Origin of the sequence: Virgibacillus halodenitrificans, assembly GCF_001878675.1 — a bacterium.
Classification (GTDB): Bacteria; Bacillota; Bacilli; order Bacillales; family Amphibacillaceae; genus Virgibacillus_Q; species Virgibacillus_Q halodenitrificans.
On the sequence record NZ_CP017962.1, the window covers coordinates 3,740,584 to 3,764,535 of the forward strand.

The 23,952-nt window shown below is 40.4% G+C and carries 20 protein-coding genes and 1 riboswitch; of the genes, 11 read left to right on the forward strand and 9 right to left on the reverse strand.

All coding sequences use genetic code 11. The annotated features are described in order from the left end of the window. Window positions 1–173 precede the first annotated feature (173 nt). On the forward strand, window positions 174–1,400 hold the full coding sequence (locus BME96_RS18470) for a dicarboxylate/amino acid:cation symporter (RefSeq protein WP_040956801.1): 1,227 nt from the start codon (window positions 174–176) through the stop codon (window positions 1,398–1,400). A gap of 676 nt (window positions 1,401–2,076) precedes the next feature. Here BME96_RS18470 and dapA read toward each other — a convergent pair. From dapA to BME96_RS18485, 3 genes are all read right to left on the reverse strand, one after another. After that, window positions 2,077–2,979 carry a 4-hydroxy-tetrahydrodipicolinate synthase gene (gene dapA / locus BME96_RS18475; protein ID WP_071649864.1) on the reverse strand — a complete coding sequence of 301 codons (903 nt, stop codon included), beginning with the start codon at window positions 2,977–2,979 and terminating at the stop codon, window positions 2,077–2,079. Window positions 2,980–3,093: 114 nt separating this feature from the next. Further along, window positions 3,094–3,272: riboswitch (Lysine riboswitch) on the reverse strand. 87 nt (window positions 3,273–3,359) lie between these two features. Then, the gene (locus tag BME96_RS18480) at window positions 3,360–4,706 is read right to left on the reverse strand and encodes a TrkH family potassium uptake protein (RefSeq protein ID WP_019375906.1); all 1,347 of its coding nucleotides are present in this window, start codon (window positions 4,704–4,706) and stop codon (window positions 3,360–3,362) included. Between the two features lie 117 nt (window positions 4,707–4,823). Beyond that, window positions 4,824–5,741, reverse strand: coding sequence for an aminoglycoside phosphotransferase family protein (locus tag BME96_RS18485; RefSeq protein ID WP_071649865.1), 918 nt, complete (start codon window positions 5,739–5,741; stop codon window positions 4,824–4,826). A gap of 149 nt (window positions 5,742–5,890) precedes the next feature. Between BME96_RS18485 and BME96_RS18490 the strand changes: the two genes are divergently transcribed. Further along, on the forward strand, window positions 5,891–7,468 hold the full coding sequence (locus BME96_RS18490) for a cation:proton antiporter (RefSeq protein WP_071649866.1): 1,578 nt from the start codon (window positions 5,891–5,893) through the stop codon (window positions 7,466–7,468). Window positions 7,469–7,869: 401 nt separating this feature from the next. On the opposite strand, the gene BME96_RS18495 is transcribed toward BME96_RS18490, so the two are convergent. Beyond that, window positions 7,870–9,075 (reverse strand): MFS transporter, encoded by a 1,206-nt coding sequence (locus BME96_RS18495; protein ID WP_060680963.1) that lies wholly within the window; start codon window positions 9,073–9,075, stop codon window positions 7,870–7,872. 33 nt (window positions 9,076–9,108) lie between these two features. After that, window positions 9,109–9,564 (reverse strand): CBS domain-containing protein, encoded by a 456-nt coding sequence (locus BME96_RS18500; RefSeq protein ID WP_071649867.1) that lies wholly within the window; start codon window positions 9,562–9,564, stop codon window positions 9,109–9,111. Between the two features lie 154 nt (window positions 9,565–9,718). Between BME96_RS18500 and BME96_RS18505 the strand changes: the two genes are divergently transcribed. The 5 genes from BME96_RS18505 to BME96_RS18525 all read left to right on the forward strand — a co-directional run bounded on the left by BME96_RS18505 (window position 9,719) and on the right by BME96_RS18525 (window position 14,984). Further along, on the forward strand, window positions 9,719–10,165 hold the full coding sequence (locus BME96_RS18505; RefSeq protein WP_060680967.1) for a MarR family winged helix-turn-helix transcriptional regulator: 447 nt from the start codon (window positions 9,719–9,721) through the stop codon (window positions 10,163–10,165). 107 nt (window positions 10,166–10,272) lie between these two features. Then, window positions 10,273–10,995, forward strand: a complete 723-nt coding sequence (locus BME96_RS18510; RefSeq protein ID WP_071649868.1) for a DUF981 family protein — start codon at window positions 10,273–10,275, stop codon at window positions 10,993–10,995. Window positions 10,996–11,426: 431 nt separating this feature from the next. Further along, on the forward strand, window positions 11,427–12,176 hold the full coding sequence (locus BME96_RS18515) for a DeoR/GlpR family DNA-binding transcription regulator (protein WP_060680971.1): 750 nt from the start codon (window positions 11,427–11,429) through the stop codon (window positions 12,174–12,176). Next, window positions 12,173–13,111, forward strand: a complete 939-nt coding sequence (pfkB, locus tag BME96_RS18520; RefSeq protein ID WP_071649869.1) for a 1-phosphofructokinase — start codon at window positions 12,173–12,175, stop codon at window positions 13,109–13,111. The genes BME96_RS18515 and pfkB overlap by 4 nt, the downstream gene beginning before the upstream one ends. Beyond that, window positions 13,098–14,984, forward strand: a complete 1,887-nt coding sequence (locus BME96_RS18525; RefSeq protein WP_071649870.1) for a PTS fructose transporter subunit IIABC — start codon at window positions 13,098–13,100, stop codon at window positions 14,982–14,984. Before pfkB ends, BME96_RS18525 begins: the two co-directional genes overlap by 14 nt. A 954-nt stretch (window positions 14,985–15,938) precedes the next feature. Here BME96_RS18525 and BME96_RS18530 read toward each other — a convergent pair. Further along, window positions 15,939–16,772: an ion transporter gene (locus BME96_RS18530; protein WP_083547521.1), complete on the reverse strand. Its 834-nt coding sequence runs from the start codon at window positions 16,770–16,772 to the stop codon at window positions 15,939–15,941. Between the two features lie 502 nt (window positions 16,773–17,274). Next, window positions 17,275–17,811, reverse strand: a complete 537-nt coding sequence (locus BME96_RS18535) for a transcription repressor NadR (RefSeq protein ID WP_071649871.1) — start codon at window positions 17,809–17,811, stop codon at window positions 17,275–17,277. Window positions 17,812–18,028: 217 nt separating this feature from the next. Between BME96_RS18535 and nadC the strand changes: the two genes are divergently transcribed. From nadC to BME96_RS18550, 3 genes are read left to right on the forward strand one after another with little or no spacing between them, the layout of a single operon-like run. Beyond that, window positions 18,029–18,892, forward strand: coding sequence for a carboxylating nicotinate-nucleotide diphosphorylase (gene nadC, locus BME96_RS18540; RefSeq protein WP_071649872.1), 864 nt, complete (start codon window positions 18,029–18,031; stop codon window positions 18,890–18,892). 4 nt (window positions 18,893–18,896) lie between these two features. After that, entirely contained in the window at window positions 18,897–19,913 is a 1,017-nt protein-coding gene (locus BME96_RS18545) for a TAXI family TRAP transporter solute-binding subunit (protein ID WP_071649873.1), read from the forward strand. A gap of 52 nt (window positions 19,914–19,965) precedes the next feature. Beyond that, window positions 19,966–21,897 (forward strand): TRAP transporter permease, encoded by a 1,932-nt coding sequence (locus tag BME96_RS18550; protein WP_175618872.1) that lies wholly within the window; start codon window positions 19,966–19,968, stop codon window positions 21,895–21,897. Window positions 21,898–22,438: 541 nt separating this feature from the next. Here BME96_RS18550 and BME96_RS18555 read toward each other — a convergent pair. Further along, window positions 22,439–22,660 (reverse strand): NUDIX hydrolase, encoded by a 222-nt coding sequence (locus BME96_RS18555; protein ID WP_197035837.1) that lies wholly within the window; start codon window positions 22,658–22,660, stop codon window positions 22,439–22,441. After that, window positions 22,654–22,818, reverse strand: coding sequence for a hypothetical protein (locus tag BME96_RS19705; RefSeq protein ID WP_019375888.1), 165 nt, complete (start codon window positions 22,816–22,818; stop codon window positions 22,654–22,656). The genes BME96_RS18555 and BME96_RS19705 overlap by 7 nt, the downstream gene beginning before the upstream one ends. Window positions 22,819–23,070: 252 nt before the next feature. Between BME96_RS19705 and BME96_RS18560 the strand changes: the two genes are divergently transcribed. After that, window positions 23,071–23,928, forward strand: coding sequence for an STAS domain-containing protein (locus BME96_RS18560; RefSeq protein WP_071649874.1), 858 nt, complete (start codon window positions 23,071–23,073; stop codon window positions 23,926–23,928). The last annotated feature ends 24 nt before the right edge of the window (window positions 23,929–23,952 follow it).

The window sequence follows — 23,952 nt, forward strand, 5'->3', positions numbered from 1 at the left end:
AAGCCCCTCCTAGATTCTGCTAACTTCTTTTTGGAGTTTTTCTCGACGAATAAACGGAATTAATAAGAAAAGGCACATAATCCTTACCAGTTGAGCGTTGTACGAGTATATCGTCCTATCTTTTGTTAAACTAAATATATTGCAAATTGAAAAAGAAGGCGTTGATAAAGCTTATGAAAATATGGAAAAAATATAAGGATTCCTCCTTTGTATTAAAAATGGCCATTGGTTTTCTTGCTGGTGCCCTTGTTGGAATTCTTTTTGGTAAAGACGCATCTATTATTAGTCCGCTTGGTACGTTATTAATTCACCTGTTAAGTTTAATTGCCATACCTGTTATTTTTCTAACGGTTGTACTGGCTGTGAATCAAATGAATATTAAGCAGCTTGGCAAAATTGGCGGCAAGCTTATTTCTTACTATATGATGACTACTGCTGCGGCTGTACTTATCGGGTTGGCACTTGCTTTGTTTTTCCGACCAGGCGCTAATTTGACATTACCTAATGCCGATGTAGAAAAACCGGAGACGCCCCATATATCTGATGTGATTCTGGGAATAGTCCCAGAGAATATATTTCAGGCATTTACCGCCGGTGACCTTATGTCTATTTTATTTTTAGCTATTATTATAGGTATGGGAATATCCACGATGAAATTTTCTACTGAGGAAAAGATGCGTAATTATGGAGAAATGTTGGATACATTTTTCAATGCATTGAATGAGCTATTCTTTAAGATCTTGAAAGGTGTGCTGTTATATGCACCGATTGGTATATTTGCAATAAGTGCACAGGCTTTTGGTAGCCAGGGTTGGAGTACGCTAGCTTCCCTTCTCAAGTTGGCCGGAGTATTTTATCTCGGTATTCTCATTCTCTGGGTGGTCGTTTATGCAGGTTTCCTTAAAATTTCAAAGACACCCGTATTTCCTTTCTTCAAGAACACGAAAGAAGCTTACACGACAGCTTTTTTTACATCAAGTAGTATTGCTTCCTTACCTGTAGCGATTGATGCAGCTAAAAAAGCTGGGATATCAGAGCGCACGGCTAATTTTGCACTGCCTTTGGGAGCAGTTTTCAACTCAGATGGTGGCGCATTGCGCATGGGAATCTCCCTTGTATTTGCAGCCAATATTACGAATCTCAGTTTATCACCGACGGATTTCTTCGTTATTGTTCTAATTGGTACGCTACTATCTATTGGAACTGCAGGTGTACCAGCAGCAGGGCTTGTTACATTGTCTGCCGTATTAAGTATGTTTGGTCTTCCTCTGGAGATAGTTGCACTGATTGCTGGTGTTGATGCACTCATTGGCATGGGAGGAACCGCTTCGAATGTGTTAGGTGATATCGTAGGCGCTGCATTTGTAGACCATACCGGAAAAGAAAAAACAGCAACATAAATCAGAATCTATTGCAGTGTTAGAGTGGAAAACTTATGTCTTACATTGTTAGTAGGAGAAAAATGCGAACTAGTGTGGGAACAATCAGCAGCAAAACGAGATATTACGCCGGAGAACAGATTAATCAGCAGCAGAACGAGATATTACGCCAGAGAACAGATTAATCAGCAGCAGAGTGGGATTATCCGCCGGAGAACAAATTAATCAGCAACAGAACAGGATATTACGCCGGAGAGCAGTTTAATCAGCAGCAGAACGGGATTATCCGCCGGAGTGCAAATTAATCAGCAGCAGAACGGGATTATCCGCCGGAGAACAATTTAATCAGCAGCAGAACAGGATATTACGCCGGAGAGCAGTTTAATCAGCAGCAGAACGGGATTATCCGCCGGAGAGCAATTTAATCGGCAGCAGAACGGGATTATCCGCCGAAGAGCAAATTAAGCAGCAGCAAAACGAGATATTACGCCGGAGAGCAGTTTAATCAGCAGTGGAGGAAAAGTATTCGCGGGAGACGTTCACAATCTAGCTATAGTGTGTTCACCATAAGTTAATTTCCGAAACAGCGATGCACAGTTCTATCAAGTTAGTTTTGCAACACATTAATTATTCCAACATATAGACCCATAAATTAAGCAAAAAAGCTCTTTCTGCCTAGAAAGAGCTTTTTTACTGTTTAATATCCAATTACATTATTATTTTTAACTAATAAAGGCTGTAGCACGTGGTGAAGAGCTACCCTTTCTTCCTGGTTTAAAGGAATCATCGGTAAGCGTACATGTTTTTCTTGGAGAATGCCAAGCATGCTTAATGCTTCCTTCACGGGAGATGGGCTTGGTGCAGCAAATAAAGCCTTCATCATTGGAAGAAGCTCACGATGCATTTCTGCCGCTCCTTTGACATTACCTTGTGTAAAAGCCTGGACCATATCCTGCATTTCATTCCCTAGAATATGGGATGCAACGGAAACAACGCCATTGCCTCCTACAGACATGACAGGAAGTGTCATTCCATCGTCTCCACTGTAAACGGTAAAGGAATCGTCTGTGCGCTTGATTATTTCTGACACAGCATCCAAGTCACCACTTGCTTCTTTTACTGATACAATATTATCTATATCCGAAAGCCGGACGATTGTTTCAACAGACATGTTGACAACACTTCGACCTGGTATATTATAAAGCATTACCGGCAAGGAAGTATTTTCAGCAATTGCTTTAAAATGCTGATAAAGTCCTTCTTGTGACGGTTTATTGTAATATGGACTTACTAGCATGATGGCATCCACACCAGTTGCCTCTGCTTGTTTCGTAAGCTCAATAGAGCCATAGGTATTATTTGAGCCTGTACCTGCAATTACTGACACTCTTCCGTCCACAACCTCACTAACGAATGAAAACAAGCGTATTTTCTCCTCATTAGTTAACGTTGGCGACTCACCTGTAGTGCCTGCTACTACTAATCCATCTGAACCATTTGCAATTAAATGATTGACCAGCTTTCTTGTAGCTTCAAAATCAATTTCTCCCTGAGGAGTGAATGGGGTTACCATTGCAGTCAATACCTGACCAAAATTCATGATCCTCACACCCTTTTCTATTATTAATTGCAGAGGTGTTTAGAGCTATTAATCATCAGCAAAAAACAGCAACGAAGGGTCGCTGCTGTTAGAAACATATTCGATGATTGTTTCCTTTACGATAGCCCTCCATATAGTCACCTATATGACAGTCCTGTATTTATTCAATACAGACCCAGCCTTAAGATATATGAGCTTCTTAAAGCTTCGGCAAATTCCCCTTTCCACAATGTTCACAGGAACCCATTTTCCTCCGATTGTGTACTGATGTTATTTGCACCTCTATCCCCAAATCGATTATATAGAAATGGGAAATTATTTAATTGCCTTAACTATAGCAGAAAATGCCAAGGTCCGCAATTATAATTTATATACCCCTTTTAACCGATAATGACACGTTCTTTTGGATTATCATAGGATACATCTCTATTTCTCCGATTAAATAATAAAATAAATGACAGAATTCCTATTCGTCCAATGAACATAAGCGAAATGATTATAAGCTTTCCGACTGTGCTTAAATCAGCCGTAATCCCCATGGAGAGACCGGTTGTACCGAATGCAGAACATACCTCGAACAGGATCTGCAGTGTAGTAAATGGCTCAATTGCAGATAAAATGACAGTCGCCGAAAAACAAATAAGGATGGCTAATAACGTGACAATTACTGATTTTCGCTCATCCTCTTCATGAAGTTGCCTGCCAAATACTCGGATCTTTTTATGCCCTCTGGCAAAGGAGATCAGCATAAGTATATTAACTGCAAAGGTTGTTGTTCTTACTCCACCTCCTACAGAACTTGGCGAGGCCCCGATAAACATTAATAAACAAATAATCAGTAATGTAGCTTCAGAAAACTGACTTACATCCATCGTTGCCAGTCCACCGTTTCTAGTTGTGGCAGATTGAAAAAACGCATAGAAAAAGGATTCATGCCAGCTCTTGCCAGACAAAAAATGATTTGCTTCAAATACCAGAATAGCCAGTGTTCCAAATACCATTAAAGAAAAAAACGTGATAACCGTCAGTTTTGTATATAAAGAGAAGTGATGTCTCATTTTCTTTTTATCCAGAATATAACTTTTTAGTTCAATTAACACCGGAAAACCAATAGCTCCTAAAGTTAATAAAAGAATAGTCACAAACTGAACAAAGTAATCATTAGCGAATGGAATTAAAGAATCCCCCGTTATATCAAAACCGGCATTCGTCGTAGCACTAACAGATGCAAACAAACCTTGCAAGTATGCTTCCTGCCATGTCGGGAAGTAATTTAAAAAATACGTTCCAAGAATTAGTGCGCCAAAAAATTCAATAAGAAGAATAATGCCTAAAATCTGTTTCATTAATGTGACAAGTCCGGATAAGTTCGTTTGATTTTGATCTGTCATAATTAATTGTCTTTCTTTTAAACCAATCCGCTTCCGCAATAGTAACCAAATAAACGTCCCAAGGGTCATAATTCCGATACCGCCAAATTGAAGAACAAACATTAATATAAATATCCCTGTAGTACTAAATGTATCTACAATAGGTACAACAGATAGACCAGTAACACTTACAGCACTTGCTGCAGTAAAAACAACATCGACAAAGCTCCAACTCACACCAGGCTTAAGCGCAATTGGTAAGCTTAATAAAATAGTTGATACAATGACTGCTAATAGATAGAATGATACGATAAGCTGTGCTGGTTTTAAATGCAGCTTGTTTAGAAATTTGACCAAGTAAAACCCATCTCCTCCATAAATGGAATGATGACTTATTATACTGCTATAAGACTTCCTTTTCCAGTGTTTCTTTGCCAATTAAATAAAGAATACTTACTTGTAATTTAAAATTCTTCACTGTAACAACTCTGCTAAGAATTCACTAAACCATATTGTACATTGATACGTTTGCTTCCACTCAGGTACGCCGTCCTCTTGGGCCCAACATGCGTAGAGGGTAGATAGCGCCACTGCTGCTTTTAACAGCCGCTTCTCCTCCAGTTGAAGAAGCTCACTTAATCTTTTTACCCTATATCGCAACACATATCTCTGATTTGACTTCCCTTCCAATTTATTAATCAGAAACGACACTGTATCATAATACTCATCTCCAATAACTCCCTTTGGATCAATGGCCAGCCACCCTTTATGCATTGAATATAAAATATTTTCATGATGTAAATCACCATGTAGCAATGCTGCTCCTTTCGTCGTTTGGTTTATCTCTTCTATGTACTGTTCAGCCAGAAGTAGGTGTTCTTCCTTAATCCTATCTCCTTCTCTATAGGTTTTACGATATGTTGTAATTCCTTGAAACCAATCGGCAATGAACGGTGTTTGCTGCTTTTCCCGCGGAGGTATTGGCCTGCGAATTGCCTTCCACACGTTTACAAATTGCACTAATTGCTCTTCTTCCGTTTCTAATGTGTCAAGCATAGTACCCGGTTGTAGCTGTTCCAGTAGCATAACCCCCTCTTCTGGCACAGCTTTTATTACACGGGCACAGCCTGTCCCATTATAAATTTGTACTGTGCGTATTTCATTAGCAAAGTCAGCATTTGGCACCCCAAGCTTCAATATATAAAGATTCCCCTCTGTATCTGTCACGTTTAAAACATAATTGTAAGAGAGATTCATTACCGGCCCGTGGTTAACTAGCTTCCACTTATGTAAATAGATATCCACACGCTTTGGTAACAGGTTTAACCACTTTTCCCCTTCCTTGCCGAACGCATTATTTATCTTTGTTTGAAATGCCTGAGGTATTTGCATGTTTCTATTCTCCTCCACCCAAAATCCGTTTTACTTTACTCTAAACGATATTGACACATATGGAAAGCGCATACTTTTGTTTATCGCATTAGTCTTTAGGCAATGGATATACTAAATAAATAATTCATTGAATTAGAAAGGGTTATTTTATGCAAGATTTGGATTTACACCATGTATTTGAACTTGGCCTGATTATGATTATGATCGCAGCAGGCATTACTGCTATTGCTAAAAAATTCAAGAAACCATACCCTATTGCACTTGTTATTGTAGGAGCCATCATCGGATTATCAGATATCACCGTTTTAAAACCATTAAAGGACTTCATTACAGAAGGAGAAGTGTTTAATTTTGTTATCATCACATTGTTTCTACCTGCTTTACTAGGTGAAGCTGCATTAAAGCTTCCCTTTTCTCATTTGAATGAAAACAAGGCACCAATACTAACGTTAGCATTTGGAGGGACATTCTTATCCTTTCTCATTATTGGCTTTTTATCAATGGGCTTATTGGACTTCCCAATCGCAGCCGCTTTCGTATTTGCGGCAATTATGAGCGCGACTGATCCTGTCAGTGTCCTCTCCATTTTCAAAGGCCTTGGAGTAAACAAAAAGCTGGCAACCATCATTGAAGGTGAAAGTTTGTTTAATGACGGTCTGGCTGTTGTTTTATTCAATATTTCTGCCTTTTCCCTCATTACCTATCTTGATTTGGGTCTGGAAGGCGCAGGTCTTGGTGTATGGGAGTTTATTAAAGTAATCTCCTTGGGTCTAATTATTGGTGGTGCTCTTGGATTTGGCTTTTCACGTTTAACCAGATATTTTGACGATTATCCTCTCGAAATTATTTTCAGTATTATACTTTTTTATGGAGCTTTTTTACTCGCAGAGAGTTTTCATGCTTCTGGGGTAATAGCGGTAGTTGTCGCTGCACTTGTATTCGGAAACTACGGTGGAAAGATTGGTATGAGTCCGACCACGAAATTGAATATAAATAATTTTTGGGATGTTACTGCATTGCTTGCTAATTCCCTTGTATTTCTCATGGTTGGATTGGAAATAACCAGGATAGATGTACATGATAAGTGGGGGTTAATTTACCTGGCCATACTTATTGTCTTTATTGCCAGAAGCCTAGCGGTATACACCAGTTTGTTATTTATCAAAAATATCCCCACTTCCTGGAAGCATATTTTTAACTGGGGCGGATTAAAGGGGTCTCTTTCTATTGCGCTAGTTCTAAGCCTCCCTAGAGACTTTCCCGGACGTGAAGATATATTAATTGTGGCATTCAGTGTTGTTCTATTCTCTCTTGTCATCCAAGGTCTTACTATTAAAGGACTGTTATCTTGGCTCGGAATTAGCCGTAAGCCTGAGGGCCATGAAGAGTATGAGGAGATTATTGCACATTCTCATCAATATGAAGCTGCTATCCAAGAAATAAACAAGGTAAAGAAAAATTTATTTATCGCTGAGCCCGTATCCGCTGAGATTGTTCATGCATATAAAGAAAAATTGGATAAGCTCCATGAAGAAATGCATCAGCTCCTGGAAAAATATCCAAACTTAAAACAGGAACAGCAAATTGTCTTAAGAAAATATGCGCTATATGCTCAGCATGAAACGGTTGAATTACTTGAAACAAATGATGTGATTTCAAGTGAAATTGCAGAAAAGGAGAAAGAAGCAGTAACGGAAAAATTAGTGGAATTGGAAGAGGAGGATTAATTTATAGTATCGAACTCTATTATGTATGGATTGGAGGCTGGGACAAAAGAATTTTATACATTGAAAATCCGAACCGATTCGTACTACTAATGAATCATGGTTTGGATTCTTTTTGTAACAAATTAGCGGAGGTAAAACGCGTAGACTCCAGTGGGAGAAAAAGCCTAGATTAGACTCCGGAGTGCGTAGCACGAGGAGGCTTAGCAGCGCCCACGGAAAGCGAAGCGTTTTTCCGGAGCGGGGTTCCCATACTTTAGATCGTTCGTCTTTATAATAGCTCTATTTAGTTATGTCCCAGTCTCCAAAAATAAAAATAGCGGGCAAAATCATCCGTTGATGACCTTACCCACTAATCTTAGTTTGTTTTTAATAGTATACATAGTTTTTTGCTCTAAACTTCTCTAGTGGGCTACCTCCACTTCATCCACATGAGAAATATGCTTGGTATTGTACCAAATAAACATCACGGATAGAAAAACAAACACAGCTGCCACAACAAAAGGCATGCTTGAATTAAATACTTCCGCAAGCTTACCGGCAAGATATGGTGCGATGGCTCCTCCAATAAACCGAAGAAAGCTATATGCGGCTGAAGCGGTAGACCGTTCCACAGGACTTGCATTCATTACAGCAGTCGTTATTAAGGTGTTGTTATTACCAAGTAAAGCCCCTGCAACAATGACAGCCGCAATGACAACCCACTGGATCGATGTCCAGATTCCCATAGCTAGAAGAAGTAATGCAAATAAAGTCAGCATGGCACACATTGATTTTACTGTCCCAAATCGATGCTGCAGTTTTGGTGCCATGAACACAGAGGTGACTGCCAATAAAATCCCCCAACCAAGAAATACGTAGCCAAGACCACGTTCATCCAACCCTAATACAAAAGGGGCATATGCCAATAGCGTAAAAAAGCCAAAGTTATATAATGCTGCCGCAATACCAAACACAAGCAAAGAACGATGCTTCAATGCCCGGAAAGGATCAAGAATCGAAGTCTTCTTTGTTTCAGTTGTGACCTTTTCGGATTTAGGCATTAAAATAGATAAACCAATAAAAGCAATGACCATTAAGGTGGCTACACCAAGGAAAGGCCCTCTCCAGGAAATGGCGCCTAACTCTCCTCCGATTAACGGACCTACGGAAATCCCCAGTCCAATAGCGGCCTCATATAATATAATTGCTTTGGCATTTCCACTTTTGGAAAGAGTAACAATAGCTGTTAAAGCTGTTGCTACAAATAAGGCATTACCAAGTCCCCAGCCACCTCGCAAGCCGACAAGCTCCCAGATTCCATTGGAAAGACCACCCAAAGCAGAAAATAGGGCAATAATCACAATCCCGGACAAGAGAGTGTTTTTCATACCAATACGTGAAGTAATAGTTCCTGTTACAAGCATGGCGACTGCCATTACAGCATTATAACTCGTAAACAGCAAGGCCGTCTGACTTTCTGTCGCTTCTAGCTGATTTGATATGGCAGGCAGTATCGGGTCAACCAGACCAAGACCCATAAATGCGATAATTGACGCAAAAAAAACAGCCCATACGGCTTTTGGTTGTTTTAATAAGCTTGATTCTTTTTCTATTGTTGTTGATGTCATAAAAAATCCCCTATCCTATGAAAATAATATTACTTATAAAAAACGTTGAAATGCATGGCGGATCACATCACCACGGCTAATAATTCCTACTAGCTTCTCATCTTTTTCTACCGGTAGTTTTTTAATTTGTTTTTTACCTAATATAGCTGCAACGTTCTCTATGTGCGCAGTTACATCTACTTTAACTATTTTCTTTTTTGCCAGTTTCATTACATTCAGATCCAACACATGCTGGATACGTGCCTCGAAATCCTCTTTATCTCCTTTAAAAACAGTAACGTTATATAAGGAATCAACGAAAATATCCTTATGTTTGCCAATATAACGCATAATGTCACCATCGCTTATATAGCCAACTATTTTCTCTTCATCATTAATTACCGGAAGACCACTAATACGATAATCAATAAAATAATTTATCACGGAACGAATCGTATCTTTCTGGTTAACTTTATAAACATCAGAAATCATTACTTCCTCTGCTATCATTTCCACACATCCTTTCTACAATTCGTAAAGCTCATTTAGTTGTACTGTACAACTATTTACTTGTATAATACAACTAAACGAGGATTATTGTCAAGTTTTCCTTGCTGAATCATGCTATCATGTAGTTAAGAAGATCTTCACAGAGGTGAAAAATATGAAGAGACAAGCTTTGGAAACCATTGAAAACGAAGTGACTGATTTCATAAGACGCATCGTTTTGTCAGAAAGACGGGACGGGAGCCTGGATCGATCTAGCTTTGTCATTTTACGTCAACTTACTACTCATGGGCCTGCAGGTGTTAAATCATTGGCTAAAGAATTGAACCTTGATATCTCAACAATCAGCAGACAAGCTGCGACTCTTGTAGATAAGCAATATGTAGAAAAAGTTCCCAATCCGGATGATGGCAGGGCATTCTTTTATCAAATTACGGAGCCGGGTGAAAAAATGCTGGACGAGAACAGGAAGAGACGCTTTGCAGGATTGGAGCGGGCACTCGAGGAATGGACCGAGGAAGAATGTGAGTCTTTCGCCCATTTATTGAAAAAATATAATCATTCGGTGATTAAGGAAAAGAATAAAAAACAGAGTGATGGCTAAGGATTCTAAGAGCCTAAAAGATTCTAACTCCTTGTTCTTATGTTTCTTCCATTTGTATATAGGGAATTTATCCTATATAGAAAAAAGAAGGACAGGGAGGAATTCACATGACTATCGATTGGGCAGCCACGCAAGTATATAATACCATTATGTGTGTGGCAGCAGGAGTAGGATTATTATTGATTTTGCGTTTTTTAAAACGACTCAGGCAAAATAAAATAGGTCAACTAGAAGGCTGGGCTATGGGATTTGGTGTACTAGGCTTTATATTAGTACTTACTGGTGCCCATATGAGTTTAACCTGGCCGTTGGCTGAGATTGGTTTCCCGTTTGATGATATTATCTTTGGCGAACCTTCCTTAGCATTTGGGGTGCTATTATTTGCTGCAGCCATTTTACTTTGGAGGAAATCCAATGTATACATGAAACAAGGAATTAACCCAAAAGATCGCAAAGCCGTTTCGGAGCAGCTAAAAGGGGACCTACCTGACTTAATGAAGCCAATGTCATATTTTAGTGCGGCCATGGGTCTTGCTTTAATTGCCATTGGAATTGCCGGGGTTACGTACCAGCTATTTGCAGCACCACCTCAAGAGCCTATTTCAGGTGCTTTTGCCGAATACCCAATGGTCGAAGCAATCTTTATTTCTGCTCTTTATGCTCTTACTGGAATTGGAGCTTTTCTATTTACCTTTACTTTAAAATTGAAGCCGGCAAAATGGATAATCCGAGTATCGTATAGCTGCATGTATGTATCTGGTTTTCTATTGACGGCATTCGGTATCATGAATTACTTTACTCATATCGGATTAATTGTAAATACAATGTAAGACGAAAAAACCTTGCACCCTTTCTCCGAAAAGGCTGCAAGGTTTTTTTACTGCTCTAAGAGAACAGGAGCCATGCTGGAGAGCCTATCATAAGCGGGATGATAGACATTGGGAGACGGATTTCATGCGGCAATGTCTTTCATGATGCCGATGACGGACATTGGGGGCAGGTTTTCATGCGAGAATGTCTATCATAAGCGCGATGACGGACATTGGGGGCAGGTTTTCAAGCGGCATTGTCTATCATAAGTACAATGACGGACATTGCGACTCTGAAATCGAACGGCAATGTCCATCATAATACTTTTCAAATAAATCATTCACTCTCACTGATCGTTAATGAATGTTTTTGATTGAAAATGGTTGAATTTTATTCTGTACGGAGCTATAATAGAAATATAATTAATGAAAGCGTTTTAGGAGATGATCTTTTGTTGGAATCAGAGCGTCATCAAATTATTATAGATAGTTTAAAAGAAAAGCATACTGTTAAACTTCAAGAGTTAGTGGAGCTGACACAGTCGTCAGAATCAACTATTCGCAGAGACCTCACACAGCTTGAAGAGAAAAAATATTTAAAGAGAGTTCATGGGGGAGCTTCCAGCCTACAGGGGAAGCTACAGGAACCAAGTATGATAGAGAAATCATCCAAAAACCTTCAAACAAAACAAAAAATAGCCGTGTACGCTGCAAGTTTAATAGAAGAGGGGGACAGTATTTATCTTGATGCAGGTTCCACAATATTTGAACTCATCCCTCATCTTCCTGAAAAAATTGTTGTCGTTACAAACGGATTAATGCATGTAGACAAACTTTTGGAAAGAAATATTCCGACATATGTTCTAGGTGGTTATGCAAAACCGAAGACAAAGGCAATGATCGGAAGAGGTACGCTTGACAGCTTGCAGCAATATCGTTTTGATAAATGTTTTATGGGTGTAAATGGAATCCATCCACAATTCGGATATACCACTCCCGATCAAGAGGAGGCCCAAGTTAAACAACTAGCTATATCTCTCTCCAGAGAAGCTTATGTACTTGCTGATGATTCCAAGTTCTCGGAGATCGCTTTTTCAAAAATAAGCGACTTGCATACCGCAACTATTATTACGAACCAGATTGAAACAGATACAGAAGAACAGCTAAGCACTAAAACGAAAATAAAGGTGGTTACACCATGATCTATACACTAACACTTAACCCGTCTCTCGATTATATTGTGCAAATGGACCAAGTGCATTTGGGAGAGTTGAACCGAACGAGCAGTGAGGCTAAGTACCCCGGAGGAAAGGGAATTAATGTGTCTCAAGTATTGAATACATTAGGACTCCAAAGTGAAGCTCTCGGCTTCCTTGGTGGATTCACTGGAAAATATATTGAAGATTACCTGCTATCGAAGCAGATTAAAACCAATTTTGTCTATGTGGAAGAGGATACACGAATTAACGTGAAGCTAAGGGCAAATGAAGAAACGGAAATAAATGCGAAGGGACCTGCCATCACGGAGGCGAATTTACAAGAACTTGAGCACCGGATTAGCAATCTAACCAGTGAAGATATGCTTATTCTGGCCGGAAGCATTCCATCCAGTCTACCATCAACAATCTATGAAAAGTTAGTGAAGCTATGTCACCATAATGGCGCTGCTTTTGTAGTAGATGCAGAAGGAGACTTGCTTAAAAAGGTACTGCCATATCAGCCTTTTTTAATCAAACCAAATCATCACGAGCTTGGCGATCTATTTAATGTCACGATTTCCTCGTGTGAAGATGCCATTCCTTATGGCCGGGAGCTTGTTAAACAAGGAGCCCAGCATGTCATTGTCTCTCTTGCAGGGGAAGGCGCTGTCTTTATTAGTAAGGATGTCTGTTATATTGCCACAGTCCCCAAAGGTGAGGTCAAGGGATCTGTAGGAGCAGGAGATTCGATGGTAGCAGGATTTGTTGCAACATATCTTAAAACAAGAGCAGTGAAGGAAGCTTTCCAATACAGTGTAGCTGCAGGCAGTGCTACAGCATTTTCGAACGGGTTATGCAGTAAAGAGAAAGTTGAGAGTCTGTTACCACAGGTAAAACTAACAAACCAGATGGAGGAGAATGGACATGAGAATAACTGAACTGTTAACCAAAGACACCATTAATCTTTCTTTAAGTAGTTCCAATAAGCTGGATACAGTCGAAGAATTAGTATCCGTATTGGAAAAGGCTGGGAAATTATCAGATCGAGCAGAGTTTAAACAACAGATTTTAAATAGAGAAGAACAAAGTACAACAGGAATTGGTGATGGGATTGCCATTCCACACGCAAAAACAAAGGCTGTAAAGCAACCTGCCATTGCGTTTGGAAGATCTGTAAGTGGTATAGAATATGAATCACTAGATGGACAGCCCTCTCATTTATTTTTCATGATTGCAGCACCAGAAGGGGCAAACGATACTCACTTACAAGCACTCGCAAGACTATCTACAATCTTAATGCGTGAAGAGGTACGCAAACAGCTTTTGGAAGCAAAAACAGAGGATGACATTCTTTCCATCATTAATCACTATGATGAAAGTGATAAAGAAGAAGAGCAACCCGTAGTTTCAGATGAGAGTAAACCTTTTGTCGTGGCAGTGACTGCATGTCCAACTGGAATTGCCCATACGTATATGTCTGCTGATTCCCTTAAATCAAAAGCAGAAGAAATGGGCGTGGATATAAAGGTAGAGACAAATGGTTCTGGGGGAGCTAAAAACGTGCTGACGGCAGAGGATATTGAAAAGGCTGTTGCTGTCATTGTTGCAGCAGACACCAATGTTGCCATGGGTCGCTTCAGTGGTAAGCATGTCATTGAAGTTCCTGTAGCAGAGGGGATTCGCAAGCCTAAAGAATTAATTGACCGGGCTTTAAAGCAAGAGGCAGCAATATATAAAAACAATAATTCCAGTGCCGATGATCAAGAAGAACAAAAAGGAAAAAGCATTGGCGCAACAATTTATAAGCATCTAATGAGTGGGGTTTCCAATATGCTTCCATTCGTTATTGGTGGCGGAATTTTGATTGCTTTAGGATTCTTATTTGGTGTAAATGCACATATTCCAGATGACCCATCTTATTCTGTAATTGCTGAAGCATTAAATACGATTGGTGGCGGAAATGCGTTTGCCCTGATGATTCCAGTATTGGCTGGTTTTATTGCAATGAGTATTGCTGATCGTCCAGGTTTTGCTCCGGGTATGGTTGGCGGTTTAATGGCAGCAAGTAGTGGCGCAGGCTTTCTCGGAGGTATTGTAGCAGGTTTTCTTGGTGGTTATTTAGTTGTCGGTCTTAAAAAAGCACTGTCCAGATTACCATCTTCATTGGAAGGAATCAAAACGATCCTGCTTTATCCATTACTCGGAATTGCCATTACTGGCTTCCTTATGTTCTTTGTTGTCAATAAACCATTTAGTCTGTTAAATACTGCAATCTCAGATTGGTTGACAGGCCTTGGCACAGGCAATGCTGTATTTCTCGGAATTGTACTTGGGCTTATGATGGCATTTGATATGGGTGGTCCAGTTAATAAAGCAGCATATTTATTTGGTACGGGGTTAATTGCAAGTGGCGTGTACGAACCAATGGCAGCGATCATGGCTGCAGGTATGGTTCCTCCATTAGCAATCGCAGTCGCAACAACCGTATTTCGTAATAAATTTAACCAGCAAGAACGTGAGGCTGGAAAAGTAAACTATATCATGGGCCTATCTTTTATTACAGAAGGGGCAATTCCCTTTGCAGCAGCAGACCCGCTTCGGGTTATTCCATCTCTTATGGTTGGTTCTGCTGTGACCGGAGGTTTAAGTATGATGTTCAATATCGGACTGCAAGCTCCTCATGGCGGTATCTTTGTATTCCCACTTGTAGAAGGCGGCTGGCTTCTATATCTACTAGCTGTAGTTATTGGCTCTATCGTATCTGCAGTTTTACTTGGCTTATTAAAAAAACGTGTGGATAACCAAGCTTAAAAAGATTGGTAATTTATGAAGCGCTGTTTAGCAACACCGAGGCATCTGGCAATAAAAGTGTGCATCGGTGTTACTTTTTATGCAGGGAGGAATGACTTAACCATTCTCGTCTTTGAGAACATGATTAGGAGTACGGTGAAGTTAATGCAAAGGCCGCTTTTAGTCGGCCTTCCCTCCTAATAACTTTTAAAAAAAGAACATAGTATAAAAACAACCTTGTAACCTTTCTATGAAATGCTGCAAGGTTATTTTGTTACTCTGATGAATGCTCTTACAGACGTAAGGGACATTGGGAGCGCGATGATGGACATTTAGACCTCGAAATCACATGGCAATGTCTTTCATGATACCAATGACGGACATTGAGAGCGCAAAATCGCATGGCAATGTCTTTCATGATGCTGATGACGGACATTGCGAGCACGAAATCATGCGGGAATGTCTATCATAATGTCAATGACGGACATTGAGAGCGCAAAATCGCACGGCAATATCTTTCATGATGCTGATGACGGACATTGAGACCTAGAAATCTCGCGGGAATGTCTATCATAAGGGCGATGATGGACATTGAGAGCGCGAAATCACACGGAAATGTCTTTCATGATGCTGATGACGGACATTGCGAGCACAAAATCATGCGGCAATGTCTTTCATAAGGGCGATGACGGACATTGCGAGCGCAAAATCGCACGGAAATGTCTTTCATGATGCTGATGACGGACATTGAGAGTGCGAAATCATGCGGGAATGTCTTTCATGATGCTGATGACGGACATTGAGAGCACGAAATCATGCGGGAATGTCTATCATAAGGGCGATGACGGACATTGAGAGCACGAAATCGCACGGGAATGTCTATCATGATGCTGATGACGGACATTCAGGCTACAAAACCACATGACAATGTCTTTCATAAGCGGAATGCCGGTCATCAATTACTTTTAAAGACATTCATTCACTGTCATTATTTGTTTTTTTATCCGCCAACAGCGCTTTGATTTCCCGCAGCTCTTGTTTAATTTCAGCATTCTCATTATATAACCGATCCATCTGCCCGCCTCTGTGATCCTCCTCCTCTTGACCCAGGTAACTTAGGATTACAGCAACAATCAAGTTTAAAATAACCAATGCACCGATAATGATAAACGAAACAAAATAGACCCACGCCCATGGGACTTCACTCATAACCGGTCGGGCAACCTGACTTGCCCACGATTCAAAAGTAACTACCTGCAATAAGGTAAACAGTGACGTATGGAAGCTGCCAAAAAACTCTCCAGGTAGCACATCCCTAAAATAAGTCGTTCCAATAATCGCATAAATAGAGAAAATCAGCATTGATAAACCAAGGATCCCAGTCAGTGCAGGGATAGATTTCATAAGGGAATCAACAATCTTTCGTAACGCAGGAATGGCGGGAATCATTCGGAGTAATCTTAGCACCCGTAGCAATCGCATTACACTAACAAACGGTGTAGTATAAAACACTAAACTCCCTGCTACAATGACAAAGTCAAAAATATTCCATTTCTTTGAGAAGTAGCCCTTCACACCAAGCCCGATCATTTTAAGCAAAAGCTCCACGACAAAGACCCAGATAATAATCCGATCCACTGCTTGCAAAAAAGTATTTCCAATAAAATAAGTCTCTGCGGTAATGACGATCCCGTTTAAAACAATAATCGCAATAACAGCAGATTGAAAATTTTTATGCTCTACCAATTTTTTTATAGTAGCTCTAAAATCACTTTTCTTCATGTTCGAATCTTCTTCTATATCATTCAACTCATTTTACCTCATTTCAGTTTGTCCGACTTTCATAATAGATTCTTTTCGCTTCTTTTCTATTTTATTATGGTTTTATAATTTAAGGCAATTAATAACGAAATATATGATAATATGGTAATAATTAGTAGATGGAAGAGGTGGAATTATGAAGACAGGATTAAAAGCTAGTTCACCAAAGTAATATGCAGCAGTAGAAAAAAATTATTGGTCACTTGCCGGATTATTGTTAGGCATATTTTCATTTTTTCTTTATTGGATCACACCATTCATTCCCATGTTCGGTCTAATTACTTCAATAGTCGGGATTACTTTTTCCCGGCGAAAGCAATCTGGACTTGCCACAGGAATTATTATTGGTTTAGTTTTGAGTATAACTGTTTTGTCTTATATCAGTGGATCAGTATAAGCTACTTTCAAGCACTTATTCTTAATCATTTAAGCTGGACGGACAGCTCCAACTGCTGGAAGCTGTCCGTCTTTTTAAGCTTCCCATAAGAAACTATTCCACCAATATCCCAGCTTTCTTCAAAGCATCACAGGCGGCATCCAGCTTTTCCTGCGTATCTGCCTCCAATGTATGAAGATGAATTCCATTCGTAAGGCTCGAAAGATAGACTGCATTCGTTTCCTGTATCTTTTCAATAAATCGGTTTGCTTCTGCCCGATTGCTTACCATGACAGATGCGGTCAGGTCACCATAAACCGCGTGTTCAACAATGACATCCTTCACCTTAACTCCATGGTCAACAAAAATATTCAATTCTTCCTGTGTTTGCTTGGGTGTATGTTTACATACAACAATTCGTTCCAGAAGACCTTGACTCTTCTGCTTGCCCAGCAGTACATACCCTTGGCTTGTGGCCATAATTGGTTCTTTTTTTGCTTTTAATATTGAGACATCCTGCACAATTACCTGTCTGCTGACATTCGTTTGCTTTGCAAATTCACTGCCAGTAATTGGCTCCTCTGCATCGCGTAACAACTTCATAATTAGGTTTTGCCTTTTTATTGATGACATTTTCTGTTCCTCATTCATTATGTAGCACCTTCCTGAATCCGCAATTTCCTTATGCCATATATTATAGCAAAAAAACGCTTGCCTTTCGCTAAAACTTGTGTAAATATAGATGACAAGACACCTGTATACTTAATAATATAAAAATGTACTTTACATTTCAATCAGGTGTAACAGCAATAGGAAAACAGGGGTTTAAATGTGAAAAATATCACAATATCCAATAAGGGGTTTAGAAATGAACAAATTAAAACTACGAAATTTAGTACAGCAATTTCTGATAGAGGACATAGGGGATACAGATATAACAAGTGAATCCATTTTTCCTCCAAATCAGCCAGGCCATGGCGTTTTTATCGCTAAAGAGTCAGGGGTGGTGGCGGGTTTGGAGATTATTGAAGAGGCCTATATGCTTCTAAATCCTTCCATTACTGTAGTAGTATTTTTTCAAGACGGGGATCAAGTGAGGGGCGGAGATGTACTTGCCGAGGCGCACGGGCCAATTGTTCCGTTACTTGCCGGAGAGCGGGTTATCTTAAATCTTATCCAACGAATGAGCGGAATTGCGACTATTACAGCAAGAAGCGTCAGCGAATTAAACGATCCATCCATACATATTTGTGACACACGAAAAACTACACCTGGCTTACGAATGTTCGATAAATATGCGGTGACATGCGGTGGTGGAAGAAATCATCGCTTCGGCCTGGAGCATGGGGTAATGATTAAGGATAATCATATTTCATTTGCCGGCTCCATAACAAAAGCAGTCCACCAGGTGCGGGAAAAAATTGGCCATATGGTGAAAATTGAAGTGGAAACCGAAACGAAGGAAGAAGTTCTCGAAGCTGTGGAAGCAGGTGCTGACATTATTATGTTTGATAATCGTTCTCCTGCAGAAGTAATTCAATTCAACAAATATGTACCTGATTCTATTATTACAGAAGCGTCTGGTGGTATCACACTTGATAATTTGGCAACATATCAACACACAGGGGTAGATTATATTTCTTTGGGATTTCTAACCCACTCTGTAACTGCTTTGGACATTAGCTTACAAGTAAAACCAGGGCCAAAGAAATCATCAGCAAAGGAGCAATAGACAGATGATAATGAAGAGGAATAGTTTACTGCTGTCATTATTAATTCTACTATTTCTAACCGCATGCGGGGCGTCAGGATCAGCTAGCTCTGAGCAAACAGAGGGAAAAAATACAGCTCTTCAAACCATCATAATTGGTGGAAGAACAGGGGGAGCATGGTCTGTTTTTACAGAAGGAATTGCTGAGTCCATTCGCAGAAAGCATGACGGATCCGTTATTACCGTAGAACCAGGTGGCATTGTGGAAAATCCACCAACTGTTGGGATGAATAAGGTGCCATATGGATTGTCCTATACGATGACGGCTTATGCCGCATACAAAGGAGAAGAACCATATGACCAGCCATATGAGGATATTCGAGCTGTAAGTGTTGTTATTCCTGCAAACTACTATCAGTTAGTTGCCAGAGCAGATTTGGCATATGATTCACTAAAAGAAATTGTAGAGAATAAAGCTCCGATTCACTTGGCTGTAGATCAAAAAGGCTCTGCGGGCGAAATCATCACCAGAAAAATGCTCGACGAGTATGGTGTAACGTATGAGGATATCATCTCCTGGGGCGGGTCAGTCGATCATTTAAGTGGGGCAAAAACATTTGAATTGATGGCAGATAAGCGAGTAGACATAACGGGTGATGCAGTTTCTGTACCTTCGAGTGATATTTTGGAAGCCTCCACAACCATTGATTTAAAAATGCTTGCCTTGGAACAACAGGTAAATCAGTCTGTTGCAGATGAGCTTGGAATGCTGACAGGAAAGATCCAAGCAGAAAGCTACAATTTTCAAAAAGATGATATTAACACGGTAAATACACCAGCTATTCTACTTGTAAACCAAAATGTATCCGAAGAGGAAGTTTATCAAGTTACCAAAGCTATTTATGAGAATTTGGATTATTTAAAAACGGTACATAAGGAATTTGAGAATTTGTCTGGAGAAAACATGATGGATGTTGGAGATGTCCCTCTTCACCCTGGCGCAGTAAAGTTTTTTAAGGAAAAGGGATGGATGGATAGATAACTAGTTTGTCAGGACCAACATGGAGAGAGTTCCTATGGAATGAGGGGTTATTGTGAAGAAGATATTTACGGGGATCATTTTGGCAGAGGAGAAACACAGCTTAACAAAATTACGTTCACAACTATTTGTGTGTATTGCTATTATATTAAGCTTGTTTCAAATTTGGTCTGTCACTTGGGGGAAATTAAACCCAATGAACCAAATGGCTATTCACCTTGCACTTATTTTAGGTTTAACCTTTTTAATTAAGCGTACTGCAAAATCCAAGGCTGTTGTATTTTTCGATTATGTTGCTGTGCTGCTTGCATTAGCGGCCGGAGTGTATTACAGCCTTCACGCCGAGCGAATTGCTGTCCGCATTCCTATAATGGAGCCACTAACAAGTGCAGATATATTTTTTGGATTGGTATTCGTCCTGCTTAGTTTAGAGGCTGCCCGCAGGACGATCGGTTTACCGATTGTAATTATTTCATTAATCGGCATAGGTTATGCACGATGGGGACATTTTTTTGAGGGGATGCTTGGACATCGGCCTTTTACCAACGTGGAGGTGCTCGATGATCTGGCTTTTAGCTTGAATGGCCTCTGGGGGTCACCAATCTCTGTGGCAGCCTCCTTTGTCTTTATGTTTATTCTGTTCGGTGCCTTTTTAAATAAAGCAGGAGCTGGAGAATTCTTCTTTCAGCTTTCCACGGCCATTGCCGGAAGAACCAAAGGTGGCGCCGCAAAGGTAGCTGTGTTGGCAAGCGCCTTTTTCGGTTCTATTTCCGGGAGTCCAACTGCAAATGTCGTAACAACTGGAGCATTTACTATTCCAGTAAGCAAGAAAACTGGCTATAAGCCAACATTTGCTGCAGCTGTAGAAGCCGCTGCCTCTACAGGTGGGAGCATCCTGCCACCAATCATGGGGTCCTCGGCCTTTTTAATGGCTGCCGTTACACAATTACCATATGAGGCAATTGTACTTGCAGCAATCGTTCCAGGAATACTTTATTATGTATCTTTATTGGCAATGGTACACTTTGAAGCATTACGCCTGGATCTTCCCAGAGCTTCCAAAGATTCTATTCCAAAAATTTCGGCCGTTTTAAAAGATGGCTGGCATTACTTCGTGCCATTAGTCGTGTTAATTACCTTTTTATTGGGGGGCGCCAGCGCTTCTCGAACAGGCTTCTACGGTATTATTTCCGTTATTCTTATTAGCTTTTTCAGAAAAAATACACGTATGGGCTGGAAGGGAATTACGGCAGCAATGATTGATGGCGCCAAATCAGCCATCCCCGTAACTACCGCCTGTGCCGCAGCAGGATTAGTTATCGCAGGGATTATGTCGACTGGGCTTGGCGGTAAATTAACTAGTATTGTGCTAGGGTTAACAGAGGGAATGCTTTTGCCAACCTTATTGCTCATTATGGTAATATGTATCATTCTCGGAATGGGCATGCCTGTTGCTGCTGCATATATCTTAACAGCAATGCTTGCAGCACCAGCCCTCATTGAACTGGGTGTACCTATCATGGCAGCACATTTATTCATAGTCTATTTTTCTATTTTTTCAGCAATCACGCCTCCGGTGGCAGTTGCTGCTTTTGCTGCAGCGGGAATTGCTGACGCCAATCCGAACAGGGTTGGCATAGAGGCTGTCAGACTTGGTCTGGTTGGCTTTATCGTGCCATTCCTGTTCGTTTTTGAACCTTCATTATTGTTAAATGGTTCTCTCGGGGCAATTCTTACTTCTGTACTTTCCGCCCTCCTCGGTGTCGTCATGCTCGCAGCCGGCTTAATTGGCTGGTTGGTCAGAAAAGCAAGCATGCTTGAACGTATGCTATTAATATCAATTGGCTTTTTCATGATGTATCCGGGGGTAATATCGGATTTAGTTGGAATAGGCTTCATTGGGGTGGTCGTTCTATTGCAGTGGAGACGTTCTCGCCGAGCTTCTAATGTTCATAAAAAGCAAGTCCTTGAGAAAGTGTATAACTGAATGTAAGCGTGGGGGAAGGTTTTGGAGAGGAGCCGGAGATTTGAGATGGAATGATGAGGGATTGATGATGGGCAGTAGAAAGCTGTAGGGAGAATCTATTAAACTGCATCTCTGAATGTCCGACTTATGCCTGATGATAGACATTGTCAGGCATTTTCACGCTCCCAATGTCCGTCATCTCACTCATGATAGACATTCACACCCAGTTTCGCGTTCCCAATGTCCCTCATCAACCTTATGATAGACATTCACACCCGGTTTCTCGCTCCCAATGTCCGCCATCTACATCATGATAGACATTCACACCCAGTTTCTCGCTCCCAATGTCCGTCATCGCTCTCATGATAGACATTCTCACGCGGTTTCACGCTCCCAATGTCCGTCATCTCACTCATGATAGACATTCACACCCAGTTTCACTCTCCCAATGTCCGTCATCTCACTCATGATAGACATTCTCACGCGGTTTCACGCTCCCAATGTCCGTCATCTCACTCATGATAGACATTCACACCCAGTTTCTCGCTCCCAATGTCCGTCATCAGCCCCATGCCAGGAATTCTTTCAAGATCTTTTCATGACTTTTAACGAGGGGCGTTGGTAATTCATTCGGGTGAAAAAATGCTAAATGAATAGATTCCGTTGCATCCATCGTTAAGTCTCCTGTATAAGTTTCTGAAGAATAAGCAACGGTTACGACGTAAAATTCGTCCCCATTTTCATTCTCCTTCCATAATTCTTTTCGCAACCTCACTTCTACCAATTTCCGAGCACTCCTTTAACAAGGCTCACTAGCCCTCTTAACAACCAAATAACTAATCTGATTGGCAGGAACAGCAATTCCGGTATCCAGCTGATTATATCAGAAATGACTTCTGCTCTTCGCATACGTCTGTCTTCTTTTCTTTCTTTCATAGCCAAAACCTTACCCCTCCATTTCCGGTTAGCATCTATTCTTTTTTACGCTTCCCGGAAGATTAGGTTTCGTTTTTTGATTATAATAACAATAATGAATGATAATTCTTTTTAGTGGAAAAATGGAAAGGAGCATATAAATCTTATGCATCTGTGAAGAAATTTGGTAATATGAGAACAGAAGAAAAATGAGCGCCACTTGCTCTTAAAAATGGCAGCTTGGCAATATACTTCCACTATAAAGGAGTAAGAATAACAATGGCGGATTGGAATCAAAGATTATATACATATATTTTGGATAACACGACAAAAATTACAGACGAATGGCTCGCACTTAGAGACAATACTTCTGATTCCGTTTATTCGATAGATGCAGGGTCAGAAGCAGAACAGACGCTTCGCAAGCAGAATAAAATGACGAATCTGACTATAGCAAGTAGTCTTCTCGGGGACGAAGGTAATTTTGAACAAAATAAGATCGAATGGGCTCATTTGGTTGCAGAAAGCAGGGTTGCCAGCAACACGCCATTCCCTGATGTCATCGATGCCCTAAGCAGGGTCAGAAAAGTTTTTGGTTGGCAAATTGAACGATTTGTAAATGAGCAGGAAGAAACAATTCCCACAGAGGTCATCTTAAAATGGGGTGAGACGATTCACTTAGCATTTGACGAGTTAAATATTGCATTTACCCGTACATATGCAGAACTGATGAACACCCGACTATCAGCCCAACAAAGTCTTATTGATGAACTCGGCGCACCTATTATTAAGCTTAATGATACCATTGGGGTATTACCGGTAATTGGAGAAATTGATACTTTCAGGGCCAGGAAGATCGCAGAGGTAGTCCCTAATAAATGTATGGATGAGGAGATTACCAGGCTATTTATTGACTTATCAGGGGTTTCGGTCATCGATACAATGGTAGCAAATCAAATTTTTCAAGTGACACAAGTTTTAAATTTGCTGGGAATTGAAGTTACTTTTACAGGAATTCGCCCGGAGATTGCCCAGACATCTGTACAGCTGGGACTTGATTTTTCTAAGATGACCACTTTCAGCTCGTTGCAGCAAGCATTAAGAAAAGAACGCTACGTACTTACCGAAGCAGAATAAGAACTCAGGCCCACCCTTGCTCAA

Excerpts from the sequence above, each read along its gene's own strand:
- BME96_RS18505 (WP_060680967.1), top strand. The coding sequence starts at position 9,719 with ATGAAGAGACAAGCTTTGGAAACCATTGAAAACGAAGTGACTGATTTC.
- BME96_RS18500 (WP_071649867.1), bottom strand. The coding sequence starts at position 9,564 with ATGATAGCAGAGGAAGTAATGATTTCTGATGTTTATAAAGTTAACCAG.
- dapA (WP_071649864.1), bottom strand. The coding sequence starts at position 2,979 with ATGAATTTTGGTCAGGTATTGACTGCAATGGTAACCCCATTCACTCCT.
- BME96_RS18510 (WP_071649868.1), top strand. The coding sequence starts at position 10,273 with ATGACTATCGATTGGGCAGCCACGCAAGTATATAATACCATTATGTGT.
- BME96_RS18560 (WP_071649874.1), top strand. The coding sequence starts at position 23,071 with ATGGCGGATTGGAATCAAAGATTATATACATATATTTTGGATAACACG.
- BME96_RS18535 (WP_071649871.1), bottom strand. The coding sequence starts at position 17,811 with ATGAATGAGGAACAGAAAATGTCATCAATAAAAAGGCAAAACCTAATT.
- BME96_RS18525 (WP_071649870.1), top strand. The coding sequence starts at position 13,098 with ATGAGAATAACTGAACTGTTAACCAAAGACACCATTAATCTTTCTTTA.
- BME96_RS18485 (WP_071649865.1), bottom strand. The coding sequence starts at position 5,741 with ATGCAAATACCTCAGGCATTTCAAACAAAGATAAATAATGCGTTCGGC.
- BME96_RS18470 (WP_040956801.1), top strand. The coding sequence starts at position 174 with ATGAAAATATGGAAAAAATATAAGGATTCCTCCTTTGTATTAAAAATG.
- pfkB (WP_071649869.1), top strand. The coding sequence starts at position 12,173 with ATGATCTATACACTAACACTTAACCCGTCTCTCGATTATATTGTGCAA.
- BME96_RS18495 (WP_060680963.1), bottom strand. The coding sequence starts at position 9,075 with ATGACATCAACAACAATAGAAAAAGAATCAAGCTTATTAAAACAACCA.
- nadC (WP_071649872.1), top strand. The coding sequence starts at position 18,029 with ATGAACAAATTAAAACTACGAAATTTAGTACAGCAATTTCTGATAGAG.
- BME96_RS18490 (WP_071649866.1), top strand. The coding sequence starts at position 5,891 with ATGCAAGATTTGGATTTACACCATGTATTTGAACTTGGCCTGATTATG.
- BME96_RS18545 (WP_071649873.1), top strand. The coding sequence starts at position 18,897 with ATGATAATGAAGAGGAATAGTTTACTGCTGTCATTATTAATTCTACTA.